The organism is Geminicoccus sp., from assembly GCF_036263595.1.
Classification (GTDB): Bacteria; Pseudomonadota; Alphaproteobacteria; order Geminicoccales; family Geminicoccaceae; genus Geminicoccus.
Window position 1 is genome coordinate 67,106 of sequence record NZ_DATAGQ010000167.1, and the last position, 12,584, is coordinate 79,689.

Here is a 12,584-nt window from a genome sequence, read left to right on the forward strand (position 1 = left end):
GCTCCCGCTCAGCCCTGGATCGTGTCGATGAGAAGGTGGCCGTAATCGTCCACCGTCAGACGCTGGCCGGGGCAGACCACGCTGACCGAGGCCGGCTCCTCCACGATGAGCGGCCCGTCCACCACATGCCCCGCCCGGAGCATGGCCCGGTCATAGACCGGCACGTCGAAGCGGCCCTGCACATAGCCCACGCTGCGCCGGCTGGTCGGCACGGGCGGGCCCATCGCCTTGTCCAGTTTCGGCATCTCCGGCACGGCCGCGGCCGAGACGGCGGTCACCACAAAGTTCACGATCTCGATGATCTCGCCCTTGGTGGAAAAACCGAAGCGGGCCTTGTGGGTGTCGTGGAACTTCTGCCAGAGCTGCTCGATGTCGGCTTCGGGTGCGAGATCACTCTCGTCCACGGACAGTTCCAGCTCATAGTTCTGGCCGAGATAGCGCATCTCCAGGCTCCTCGAGATGGAGAGATCACCGGTGAACCCCTGGTCGGTCAGCTGCTGCTTCGCCTCGTCGACCAGCGAGGCCATGATCGACGCCGCCTTGGCCTTGTCGAACCGGTTGCTGGTCAGCTGCGCGGTGCGCTGCCGGTCGACCCGGGCCTGGGTCATGATGAAGCCGAACGCCGAGAACTGGCCCGGATGGTTCGGCACGATGCCGCGCGGAATGCCCATGTCGATCATCAGCTCGCCGACATGGAGCGGCCCGGCGCCACCGAACGTGCAGAGCGTGAAGTCGCGCGGATCGAGGCCACCCTCGATCAGCACCGAGCGCAGGGCGCCTACCATGTTGCTGTTGGCGATGCGCACGATCGAGATCGCGGTCTGCTCGATGTCCTGGCCCAGCGCCTCGGCCACGCCGGCCACCGCAGCACGCGCCCGCTCCGCGTCGAGCTTCATCCGCCCGCCCAGGAAGTTGTTCGGGTCGATCCGCCCGAGCAGCACGTTGGCATCCGTGACGGTCGGGATGTCGCCCTTGCCGTAGCAGGCAGGGCCAGGATTGGCGCCGGCACTCTGCGGCCCCACCCGCAGCATCCCACCCTTGTCGATCCAGGCGATCGAGCCGCCACCCGCACCGATCGTGCGGATGTCGATGATCGGGATCTGGATGGGCACGCCCCACTCGATCTCGAATGCTGTCGTGAAGCGCTCCTGCCCGTCCAGGATCACCGAGACATCGGTGGACGTGCCGCCCATGTCGAGCGTGACCAGATGCTCGATGCCGGTGAGCCGCGCCACGTGCCGGCTGGCGATCACGCCACCGGTCGGCCCCGACACCACCAGGTTCACCGGTGCCGCCGCCGCCGCGTCCAAAGTCATCTCGCCGCCGTTCGACTTGATGACGACCGTCGGCGCGGTCAGCCCCGCCTCGTTCAGCCGCTGCCGCATCGAGCCCATCTGCTTGCTGACGATCGGCTTCAGGTACGCGTCTGCCAGCGTGGTCGAGGCCCGCTCGTACTCCTTCCACTTCGGCAGGACGTCGTAGGAGATCGAGATCGGCATGTCCGGCAAGGCCTCGGACAGGATCTCCTTGATCCGCAGTTCGTGCGCCGGATTGAGATAGGAGAACAGGGTGCAGACCGCGACCGCACCGATCTCCGGCGTCGCCTTGATCGTCGCCGCCAGTGCTCGGACTTCCGCCTCGTCCAGCGGCTTCAGTACCGCACCATAGGCATCGATGCGCTCGTCCAGCTCGAAGCAGTGCCGGCGCTTGGCGAGCGGCTTCGGCTTCACCCAAGACATGTCGTAGTGATACTTGCGATTGCCGCGCTGGATGAAGATGACGTCCTTGAACCCCTTGGTCGTCACATAGGCGACCGTGGCACCCTTGCGCTCCAGGATGGCGTTGGTGGCGACGGTGGTGCCCAGGCGCATGTGCTCGACCGCCCCGTCGCTCTCCCGGTAACGCCCAAGTCCGCCCACGATACCGACCACCGGATCAGTCGGCGTCGACAGCTCCTTCCAGACCTCGATCTTCTGCTTCTCCCGGTCGTACGCGACGAAGTCCGTGAACGTGCCGCCGACGTCGATGCCCAGCGCGTGGGTCATGGATCTTGTTCTCCTTGGGCCTCAGGGCTTTGCTGCATAGTCGATCGGCGTCGCGTGCCACCCCTGACGCCGCTTCTCCCAGAATGTCTCGCGCAGCCTGGCGGAGATCGGTCCTGGCCGGTCGTTGCCGAGGATGCGCGTGCCCAGCCGGCTGGCCGGCATCACGCCGCCCGCCGTGGTCGAGAAGAAGATCTCGTCGGCCTCTTCCAGCTCGGCCCGCGAAATCGGCCGGATGGCGTGCGGGATGCCGAGATCCTCGCACAACTCCTTCACCGACAGCCGCGTGATCCCCTCCAGCGCCCCCTTGGGCGGGCTGACGACGGTGCCGTCGATCACCGCGAACACGTTGTAGCCCGGCCCCTCCGTGAGGTTGCCTTCCTGGTCGAGCAGCACGGCCGTTTCGAACCCGGCATCGTGCGCCTCGAACAGGGCCTGTGTCAGGTCGCCCCAGTGGAAGTTCTTCACGGTCGGGTCGACCGATTCCGGCGGGATGCGCGGCGTCTTCGCAATCATGGCATGGACGCCGCGCGCCTGCTGCTCCTCCGAGAACAGCCAGACCCACGGGATCGCGAAGCAGACTAGGTAGGCCCGCCCATAGGCCGGATGATAGGGCAGGCCCGGCGCCGGCTTGCCGCGCACGCAGTCCATGGCGACATAGGCTTCGCGCAAGCCCGTGCGCCGCACGAGGTCGGTCAGGATGCGCTTGATGTCCTCGTCGCTTTCCTCCGGCTTCAGCCGGAGCTTCTCCATCGAGCGGCGGAAGCGCTTGACGTGGTCGTCCAGCCGGAAGAACGCCCCGAAATATACGCCGACCACGTCGTAGGTGACATCCGAGCGCCGGTAGCCCCAGTCGGTGATGGGGATCTTCGCCTGCTTGATCGGCGTCACCACCCCGTCGACATAGGCCGCACCGGCCGACCAGTCGGCCACTTCCGAACCCTGCATGATGTCGTTCCCCCCGGCGGCTCAGGCCGCCATTGCTGCCCGGCGCGCCGCCGTCGCCGCCTCATCCACGGCCAGGTCCTGCCCCTCGCCCGACACCACCACGCCATAGACGTCCCGCGCCCGCTCGACCGTCACCCAGCCTTCCCGCACGTCATGCAGCACCCGCTCCGGCGCCCTATTGCAGGGCAGCCCATAGCCACCGCCGCCCGACGACCGCGACACGACATACTCGCCCGGCCGCAGCGTCACGCCGTAACAGGCCGGCAGCTTGGTGAGCGACCCGTCCAACTCGCGCTTGAGGGCCTGCGACAGGGCACCCGGCCCGCCGCCCTGCGCACCCAGCGCCGGGTTGATCGTCCCATCGGCCGTGTAGAGCACGTCCATGGTGCAGCCCTCGACCGGCCCGAACTCGGCATAGGCCGAGGGCGCGCCCCGGAACTCCCCTGCACCCTCGGTATCGGCCAGGATCTCGCGCCGCTTCACGAAGACGGGGTGGTGCAGCTCGTCGACCTCGATGCTGTCCTGCCGGCACAGGCCGGCATTGCCGACATGGATGATCGACAGGAAGCCGTCAGTGACCGGCGTGCCCGCCCCGCCGGTGCAGCCCAGGAAGATCTGGTTCACGAACGGCGCATCGTCGTGGCGCGGGTCCTTGCCCGAGATCACGCCCATGGCCGGCGGCATGATCGGTCCCGTCTCGGCCATGCCGAAGCCGGGGGCGATCTCCGCCATGGCCCGCTGCACGGGATTGGCCACCCGGTCCGCAAGGTTGGTCGTCGCCACCGAGCAGGAATGCGGATGCCGCGGGATGCCGACCACGCAGTTCTCCCGCAAGAGCACCTCGACCCGCCGGAAGCTCCCGGCATTGGCCGGCACGCTATGGTCGAGGATGCCGTTGTAGATCCCGACCATGGCCGCGGTGCGGGCACAGCCTTCCGACAGGTTCAGGCCGCAGGGCTGGCAGTCGATATTGTCGCGCAGGTCCACCACGATCTTGCCGGCGGCGGCATCGATCTCGACATCGACCTTGACCGGGATCCCGTCCGGTACGCCCGGGAACGGATCGTGCGCAGAATGGACCGTCACCTTGCCCGATGGCAGCCGGCCGATCGCGTCGATCATCTTCTTTTCGGAATAGTCGAACCAGGCCGCGGAATACTGGTCCAGCGTTTCCCAGCCGACCTCCGCGCCAAGGCCCAGCAACTCCCGCTCGCCGATCCGAACGGCCCCCAGCGTCGCCAGGTAGTCGCCCCACCATTGTTCCGGCACACGGATGCGCGACCGGCACATGCGGATCAGGTCCTCGTTGTTCTTGTACTCCGACTGGATCTTCGCCGCGGAGAAGATCAGCGCCCCCTCTTCGTACACGTCCACCGCATGGCCCATATACGTGGTCGGCCGCGAGTTGCCGCAGTCCGCCTGGTGCGCCTTGGCCAGCACGAAGAAGCGCAGCGTGCCGCCCTCGTCCACCACCGGAACGATCAGGCAGTGGTCGGCCGGATGCGAATCGCCTTCGTACGGGCTGTTATGGAGGAAGCAGTCGCCCGCCTTCAGCGTCGGGTGATACTTCTTCACGGTCTCGCACATGATGTCCGGCCCGATCAGCGTATGGATCGGCAGGCTCTCCGCGCTGGCCAGGAGCTGGCAGTCGGCGGTCAGGACCACGCAGGAAAAGTCGTGAGCCGTGTTCAGCACGCCTGACCGCGCCGTGCGGAACAGGGTGTTCTGCATCTTGCGGGCGATGCTCTCCAGTCGGTTGGAGATGATCGCCATCCGGACACCTTCGCGGGCCCAGCCGGCACGCTGTTCGGAGGCAGCTTCGGGAACGGCCATCGGTTCTTGCCCTGCAGGTTGCGTGGACGCATTGCGGTGCGCTTGCGGGGAGGTGGACATGGGCAGGCGGCCTCCTCAGAAGCCGACCCGCAGCCCGCCGCCCGGGGTGCGCACCGCCACGGCACCCGGATCGACGACCACGGTCGTGAACGACGATTCGATGATGGCCGGACCTGCCACCGGCTCGCCGGCCTCCATGGCCTCGAACCGGGCAACCGGCGCATCGACCCAGCCGGTGCTCGCGAAGTAGATCGGGCGCCGGGACATGATCGCGCCCGTGTCCTTGACGACCGGCAACCGGCCGGTGCCGCCCTCGCGCAGCCGGCACTGCACCTTCGCACGCCAAGTCACGAACTCGACCTCCGAGTTCGGGTCGCTGATCTCGAAGATGCTCTTGTGCGTCGCGTGGAAGGCCTGCTTCAGGGCATCCAGTTCTGCCGCATTGTTGATCCGGCCCGACGCCATCGGCACCTCGATCTCCCAGATCTGGTGGGGATAGCGGGCCTCCACCGAAAACTCGGTGACGGTTTCGAGCGCACCTTCGCCCGGTCCGGCGGCGAATGCGGCACAGCGCTCCGCGAGCCTGGCCAGCACCTCGTTCACCTTGTCGAACGAGAAGCGGGCGCTGGTGGCAAACAGCATCTGTGCATAGTCGGACGAGAGCTCGGACATGAGCGCACCCGCCGCACTGAGCACGGCGCCCGCTTCCGGGATGAGCACGCTGGCACAACCCAGCCGCCTGCCGACCGCCACGGCGTTCAGGCCCGCCGCTCCACCGCCACCGACCAGCACGGCCGAGGTGGGATCGATCCCCTGGTTGACCGTGATCTCGTCGATGGCACCCACCATCTTCTCGGTCGCAAGCGCCAGCACGGATGCGGCCGCCTCCTCGACCGACAGGCCGAGCTTCGACGCGACCTTCTCCTTCAGTGCCGCCACGGCCGCATCCCGGTCGAGTGCCATGGCCCCGCCCAGGAAGAAGTCCGGATCGATATAGCCCAGGATCAGGGAGCAGTCGGTGACGGTCGGCTCGGTGCCGCCCTTGCCGTAGGCGACCGGACCGGGCGTGGAGCCGGCGCTCTTCGGCCCCACCCGCAAGAGGCCGCCCGAATCCACCCAGGCGATCGAGCCGCCGCCCGCCCCGATGCTCTTCACGTCCACGGACGGAAAGCCGGTCATGTGGCCACGGAAGCGCTGGCCGAGCCACGTCTCGCGCGTCCACGGGATGCGTCCGTCGCGGACCAGGCTGACGTCGTAGGAGGTGCCGCCCGTATCGGCGACGATCGCCACCGCGTTGCCGACGTCGCGCTCGGCATAGAACCGGCCGGCGACCGGGGCCATGGCGGGGCCGGAGTTGATCGAGTGGATGGGTGCCCGCGCCACCGCCTCGGCATCCATGATCCCGCCACCGGAGGTCACCATCAGCGTCCGTCCGGTGAAACCTGCTTCCCGGAGCCGGTTGGTCAGCCCGTTCAGGTACTTGAACATCAAGGGCTTCAAGGACGCGTCGATCACTGTCGCCGAGGCGCGCCGGTATTCGCGCAAGGTCGGGTTCAGGACATGCGACAGCGTCACCGACACGTTCGGCAGGTGCTGCGCCAGCAATTCGCCGATCCGCCGCTCGTGCGCACTGTTCAGCACCGACCAGAGCAGGCAGACGCCGACCGCCTCGACATCCAGCGCGCGCAGCCGCTCGATGATCCCTAGCACCGCCGCCTCGTCGAGCGGCTTCACGACGCGGCCTTCGGCGTCGATCCGCTCCGGCACCTCGAAGGTGAGGCGGCGCGGCACATACGGCTCAGGGTAGGGCACGGTGAAGTTGAACGGCTCGATCCGTCCGCCCTCGCGCATGACCAGGACGTCGGGATGACCCTCGGTCGTGAGAAAAGCGGTCCTGGCCGTGTTGCCGGTCAGGATCGCATTGATCGCCCGGGTCGTGCCGTGGACGAACATGCTGGCACGGGAAAGGAAGGTGCTGCGGTCCACGCCGTCATGTTGCGCAGCAAGTGCCAGCGCATCGAGCACACCGCGCACCGGATCGTCCGGAGTCGTGGATGCCTTGAACAGGCGGATCTCGTCGCCGTCCTCTACCACCAGGTCGGTGAAGGTACCGCCGGTATCACACGCCAGCCGCATCATCGCTGTTCCTCCTCCCCGTTTCGTGGAAGGGTAGTAGCCCTGTGATCACAGAGGCAAGTCCCACCACAGGGCAGCAAGACCTGTGCCATGATCAACGGCTCATTCCATGGCATGTACTGTGCAACGGCTGGGCCGGGATGTTGTTGGAGAGGGTGACGATGGCCGCCAAGATCGTTCGCACCGGAGAAGCGGCCAGCGCGGCCCTGGCGCGTGGCGTCGACGTGGCGGCCGACATCGTCGGAACGACCATCGGTCCGGCCGGGCGGACCGTGCTGATCGGCCGCGAGCACGTGTCGCCTCTCCTGGTGCGCCAAGGCTACGCGATCATGCAGCAGCTCGACCTGGACGATCCTGGCGAGCAGATGGGTGTGCAGGCCATGCGGGAGCTGGCCTGGCGCACCAGCGACCAGGTCGGTGACGGCACCAGCAGCGCCATCGTCATGGCGCGAGCGCTCCTGCGCGCCGGCATGGCCGCCGTGGCGGCGGGGGTTGCGCCCGCTGATCTGCAGGACGGGCTCGACGCCCACTGCCGCGCTGTCGTGGCTGAACTGGAAGCCCGAGCGGACACTGCTCCCTCTCCCGAGCAACTGGAGGCCGTCGCCGCCCAGGCGGCCTCCGGCGACCGGGTGATCGGCCGGCTTCTGGTCGAAGCGCATACGGAGGTTGGGCCGAGCGGGGTCGTCCAGGTCCTGGAGGGGCATGGCAGCCGCGATGAGGTGCAGGTGGATCCCGGCCTGCATTTCGACCAGGGCTGGATTTCCCCCTACTTCGTGGACGACCAGCCGACGCAGAGCGTCGAGATCGACAAGCCGCTGGTCATTCTCCACTTGGGCGCGGTCAACGACCTTGGGCCGATCGTGCCCGTGCTCGAAATGATTGCAAAGGCCGATCGCGGGCTCGTGCTGATTGCGGAGAATGTCGGCGGCGATGCCTTGTCCACCCTGGTCGTGAACAAGCAGCGTGCCGGCTTCAAGGTCGCTGCCGTCAAGGCGCCGGGTGCCGGTCGGTGGCGTGAACTGATGCTGGAAGATCTGGCAATCGCAACCGGTGGCGTCGTGATCGGCGGTCCACTTGGCACGAGCCTGGAGCAGCTGCGGCCATCCATGGCCGGCCGGGCCCAGAAGGTCCGGATCACGCGGACAGGCACGACGATGGTCGGCGGCGGCGGCGATCCCGCCTTGGTCGCGCGACGCACGGACGAGATTCGTGATGCCATCCGACGGGAGAAACATCTGAGCTTCGACCGCGACCAGCACCGCAAGCGGCTGGCGCGCTTGGAAGCCGCTGTCGCGACCGTCCGGATCGGAGGCGCCACCACGACCGCCATCGCCGAACGCCACGCAAGGGCACTTGCGGCGTCGGCGGCGGTCAGGGCAGCGATGGCGGAAGGGATCGTGCCGGGCGGCAGCAGCAGCCTCGTCCATATGGGCCTGCTCCTCCGCTCGAGGTTGCCGGGCGATCTTGCCGGGCAGATGATCCATCGGACGATGTCGGCCTGCCTTCAAGCACCGCTGCAGGCGATCGCGGCGAACGGCGGGCTGGACGGTCGCTCGGTCTGCCATCACCTGGAGGCTGCCGGCGACCGATCCTGCTTCGACATGACCGCTCGCACGCTCGTCGCCGCGGATGCCATAGGCGACCCTCTGCCTGTTCTCCGGGCAGCGCTGATCAACAGCGTCTCGACGGCTAGCCGGCTTTTGGGCCTCGGCGCTGCCATCACCTCCACGGCCGCCTGAAGCGGAAAAAATAGGCGGTTGCCTGTGCTGTGATCACAGCTTATGCCTTTGCTTGGTCAGGGGAGGTATCGATCAGCACGGAGCGCCGACAAGTAGCTCTGGCACAGCGGTTGCATGCTGTGATCACGGAACAGACGTTCCTCGTGCCTGCTCTTCGGGTTCTGCTGAAAGGTGCCGCATGCCGCACGGTCAGACAGCCCTCGCGACGCCCGTTTCGCTCCGTACTGCGGACGCGAAGCCTGCCGTCGTCGACAAGGCCGCGCCGATGACCGCACAGCCGATGCTCGAGGTGATCGACGCCATCCATGCCTATGGAGACGTGGTGGCGCTCGACAACGTCACTGTCACGGCAGCGCCCGGCGAGTTCCTCACAATCCTTGGCGAGAGCGGGTCCGGCAAGACCACGCTGCTCCGGCTGATCTCCGGCCTGGAGAAGCCCTACAAGATCGGCGCGCTCCGCCTGAACGGCGTCGACGTCAGCCACATCCCGGCCTACGCCCGCAACTGCACCACAGTCTTCCAGAACTACGCTCTGTTTCCGCACATGTCGGTCGGTGCCAATGTCGAATATGGCCTGAAGGTGCGCGGCGTTTCGGCGGGTGAACGACAGGAGCGCGCTCGTGATGCGCTCAAGCTCGTGCGCCTCGCGGACAAATACGACCGCCGTATACACCAGCTCTCCGGCGGTGAGCGCCAGCGCGTGGCATTGGCGCGGGCGCTGGTACCTCGCCCGGCCATCCTGCTGCTCGACGAGCCGCTTGGCGCCCTGGACGAAAAGCTGCGCGTCGACATGCAGGTGGAACTCATGGAGATCCACAAGCGGCTCGGCATGACCTTCGTCTACATCACGCACAGTCAGGAAGAGGCGCTCACCATGAGCGACCGGATCATCCTGATGCGCAAGGGCAGGATCGAGCAGGCCGATGTGCCGACCGCGATCTTCGACCGGCCGGTCAGCCGCTTCGTCGCCGGCTTCATGGGCGTCGAGAACCTGTTGGACGGGGAACTCATCGCGCTGGACGGCGACCGCGCGACCGTGCGGGTCGATGACATCGACCTGGAGGGCCGCTGGTCCGGCAAGACGCTCCCGTCACCCGGCGCCATGGTGACCGTGGGCGTGCGCGCAGAGCGGCTGCACATCGCGGACCGGCGCCCGATGGGGGCCGACTTGAATGTCCTGCCCGGCCGGATGGACAGCGCGATCTATAAGGGAAAGTACCTCGACCGCACCGTCCTGACGGATATTGGTCCGATCAAGGTGCGGCTATGGGATTCGTCGTCGCCATCGGACGAGCAGGGCTTCGTCTGGTGGAAGAAGGACGACTGCATGGTCATGAGCATTTGAGCCTGCGGGAGCAGAAGTAGAACCGGTCCATATGTCCTCAGCAGCAAGCATGGTGGAGAAGAGAATGACGCAAGGAAAGTTCGATTCGGGCGACGCGAATCTCTCGCGCCGCAGTTTCGTCCAGGGCGCGCTGACGCTCTCAGCGTTGACCACCGCTGCAGCGGCGCTGCCTGCACCCCTGCCCGGCATGAGCCAGCAGGCCTGGGCTGCCGGCACGCCCGTGAAAGGCTATGGCGTCACGACGGCCCAGTTGAAGAACTGGGACATCATGACCAAGACGATCGACGTCTCGATCGAGTACACGCCGACCAACGCCGATATCGGCGTGTTCATGCGCGACGTGATGTCGAATGACCTGGGCGAGACCCATGACATCTTCATCTTCGATGGCGGGACCCAGAACGTTCTTGGTCCCGAAGGCTATTATGCCGAGATCATCGAGGACCAGAAGGAGCTGACGCTTTGGGAGCGCACGCCGGACACGTGGAAGCGCTCCGACCTCATCCGCGCCGACGATAAGCAGTACGGCGTGCCGGTGATCGGCAATGGCGACGCGTTCGGCTACTTCCCCGACAAGATCGACGCCAACCCGAACGGGCTCGACGAGATCCCGTGGACGACGTTCTTCGAGGGCGAGAAGGTCAAGGGCCGGGTCGCCATCGACCGCTCGTGGCTGCAGTCAATGACGGAGACGGCGAATTTCCTGAAGCATCATGGCCGCGTGAACATCGAGGACGTCGCCGATCTGACCCAGGAAGAGGCGAAGGCCGTCGCCGATTACCTGATCGAGCGCAAGCAGGCCGGCCAGTTCCGCACGATCTTCACGGCGTTCGAGGAGCAGGTGCAACTGCTCTCGAACAAGGAGATCGACATGATCAACTGCTGGGAGCCGGCGACCAAGGAAGCGAACAACAAGCTCGGCCCCAACACGGTCATCTACGCCTTTACTGTCGAGGGCTACTACAAGTGGGGCCACGGCGCCTATGTCCACACCAAGGCCATGGAGCGCGGCAACGTCGACAACATCTACAAGGTGCTGAACTACTTCCTGGGCGGCGAGTACCGCGCCTACCAAGCCAAGGAGCGCGGCTATGCCGGACCGAACATGGACCTTGGTGTGCAGTACGCGATCGATAATGGATGGGCGCAGGAGGATATCGACCTCCTGAAATGGACCGAGGAAAAGGTCGCCCGCAAGTTCGAGAAGCCGTTCTTCTGCAAGACGACGCCGGTGAACGCCAGCGCCATGGAAGAAGAGTGGCAGCGTTTCCTGGACGCCTGATCTGATGCACGGCCGGCCGCTCCCGAGAGCGGCCGGCATGTCACCGGGAAGAGGAGAGCAGGGTTGGCAACAGCGAGCGCAGTGTCCGGGCAGGGATGGGGCAGTCGGATCTTCAGCCGCTGGTCGCCGTCGCAACTCGTGGTGCCGACCTTCCTGATCGCCTGGTCCCTGCTGGTCATCGTCCCGCTGCTCGTGATCGTCCTGTTCAGCTTCCTGCAGGTCCGCTCCTACCGCGTCGTATACGAACCGACGCTGGCCACCTGGGTGTCGCTAATCGAATCCGGGCGCTGGATCGCCGCGGTCCGCACGCTCCGGATCGGCATCACCATGACCGTGATCGAGCTGTTGCTGGCTTTCCCCTTTGCGCTCTGGCTCGCCAAAGGCTGCAAATCGAAATCAGCCAAGGCGTTCATCATCACCCTGCTGACGATTCCGTTCTTCTTGGACGCATCCTCGCGGATCATCGTCTGGCGCTCCATCCTCGGCACCAACGGCATCGTCAATACGGTGCTCCAGTATCTGGGCCTTGTCGACGAGCCGATCAGCTGGCTGCTCTATTCCGAGTTCGCCGTTCATTTCGGCATGCTCGGCACGTATTTCCCCACCATGGTCTTTCCGATCTTCATGATCATGGTGCTGATCGACGACGACTACCTCCAGGCCAGCAGCGACCTAGGCGCCAGCCCGGCACAGACCCTGCTCTACGTGATCCTGCCCATGTCGTTGCCGGGGATCGTGGCCGGCATCGTGTTCACGCTGGTGCCGCTCATGGCGGCGTTCGTCGAGCCGCAGATGCTGGGCGGCGGCTTCGTCAACCTGCTCGGCATGTCCGTGAACTCGGCACTTCAGCAGCTGAAGTATCCGACAGCGGCAGCCCTCTCGACCGTGGTCGTGGCCCTGCTGGGTCTTTGCCTTGCGGTGCTGATCCTCGTCACGCGCAAGCGGTTCGACATGTCGACCATGTTCCAGGCGATCCACCGATGATCGGCACCGCCCAGCTCTCCACGCTCGCGATCATCGACGAACGCGAATTGGACGAGCGCAGCCGCCTCCTGCGACGCCTGAGCCGCTGGAACGGTTGGCCGACGGTCGCGAAGACGGCCGGCTTCGCCGCCATCACGCTGATCTATATCCCGCTGGTCTGGCTCGCGATCATGTCGATCAGCGAGAGCCCGCTCTCGGGCATCCCCTACCCGCTCACACTCGACCACTACGGCGCGCTGATGGACGACGAGCGCTGGCTGCCGCCCCTGCAGCTG

At 66.2% G+C, this 12,584-nt stretch carries 9 protein-coding genes; 5 read left to right on the plus strand and 4 right to left on the minus strand.

Features of this window, described 5'->3' with window-relative positions; translation table 11 throughout:
• Positions 1–8: 8 nt before the first annotated feature.
• The 4 genes from VHL31_RS18260 to VHL31_RS18275 all read right to left on the minus strand — a co-directional run bounded on the left by VHL31_RS18260 (position 9) and on the right by VHL31_RS18275 (position 6,962).
• Complete coding sequence (locus tag VHL31_RS18260; RefSeq protein WP_329662673.1) at positions 9–2,045, minus strand: hydantoinase/oxoprolinase family protein; 2,037 nt, start codon at positions 2,043–2,045, stop codon at positions 9–11.
• A gap of 21 nt (positions 2,046–2,066) precedes the next feature.
• On the minus strand, positions 2,067–2,990 hold the full coding sequence (locus VHL31_RS18265; RefSeq protein WP_329662674.1) for an aminotransferase class IV: 924 nt from the start codon (positions 2,988–2,990) through the stop codon (positions 2,067–2,069).
• A gap of 21 nt (positions 2,991–3,011) precedes the next feature.
• The gene (locus VHL31_RS18270; protein ID WP_329662675.1) at positions 3,012–4,823 is read right to left on the minus strand and encodes a hydantoinase B/oxoprolinase family protein; all 1,812 of its coding nucleotides are present in this window, start codon (positions 4,821–4,823) and stop codon (positions 3,012–3,014) included.
• A gap of 75 nt (positions 4,824–4,898) precedes the next feature.
• Positions 4,899–6,962 (minus strand): hydantoinase/oxoprolinase family protein, encoded by a 2,064-nt coding sequence (locus tag VHL31_RS18275; RefSeq protein WP_329662676.1) that lies wholly within the window; start codon positions 6,960–6,962, stop codon positions 4,899–4,901.
• A gap of 158 nt (positions 6,963–7,120) precedes the next feature.
• Here VHL31_RS18275 and groEL point away from each other — a divergent pair, with 158 nt between their 5' ends.
• From groEL to VHL31_RS18300, 5 genes are all read left to right on the plus strand, one after another.
• The gene (gene groEL / locus VHL31_RS18280) at positions 7,121–8,698 is read left to right on the plus strand and encodes a chaperonin GroEL (RefSeq protein ID WP_329662677.1); all 1,578 of its coding nucleotides are present in this window, start codon (positions 7,121–7,123) and stop codon (positions 8,696–8,698) included.
• A gap of 178 nt (positions 8,699–8,876) precedes the next feature.
• On the plus strand, positions 8,877–10,043 hold the full coding sequence (locus VHL31_RS18285) for an ABC transporter ATP-binding protein (RefSeq protein ID WP_329662678.1): 1,167 nt from the start codon (positions 8,877–8,879) through the stop codon (positions 10,041–10,043).
• A gap of 64 nt (positions 10,044–10,107) precedes the next feature.
• The gene (locus tag VHL31_RS18290) at positions 10,108–11,325 is read left to right on the plus strand and encodes a hypothetical protein (RefSeq protein WP_329662679.1); all 1,218 of its coding nucleotides are present in this window, start codon (positions 10,108–10,110) and stop codon (positions 11,323–11,325) included.
• Positions 11,326–11,388: 63 nt separating this feature from the next.
• The gene (locus VHL31_RS18295; RefSeq protein ID WP_329662680.1) at positions 11,389–12,309 is read left to right on the plus strand and encodes an ABC transporter permease; all 921 of its coding nucleotides are present in this window, start codon (positions 11,389–11,391) and stop codon (positions 12,307–12,309) included.
• A partial coding sequence (locus VHL31_RS18300) for a hypothetical protein (protein WP_329662681.1) occupies positions 12,306–12,584 on the plus strand: 279 nt, incomplete at its 3' end. The genes VHL31_RS18295 and VHL31_RS18300, both read left to right, overlap by 4 nt.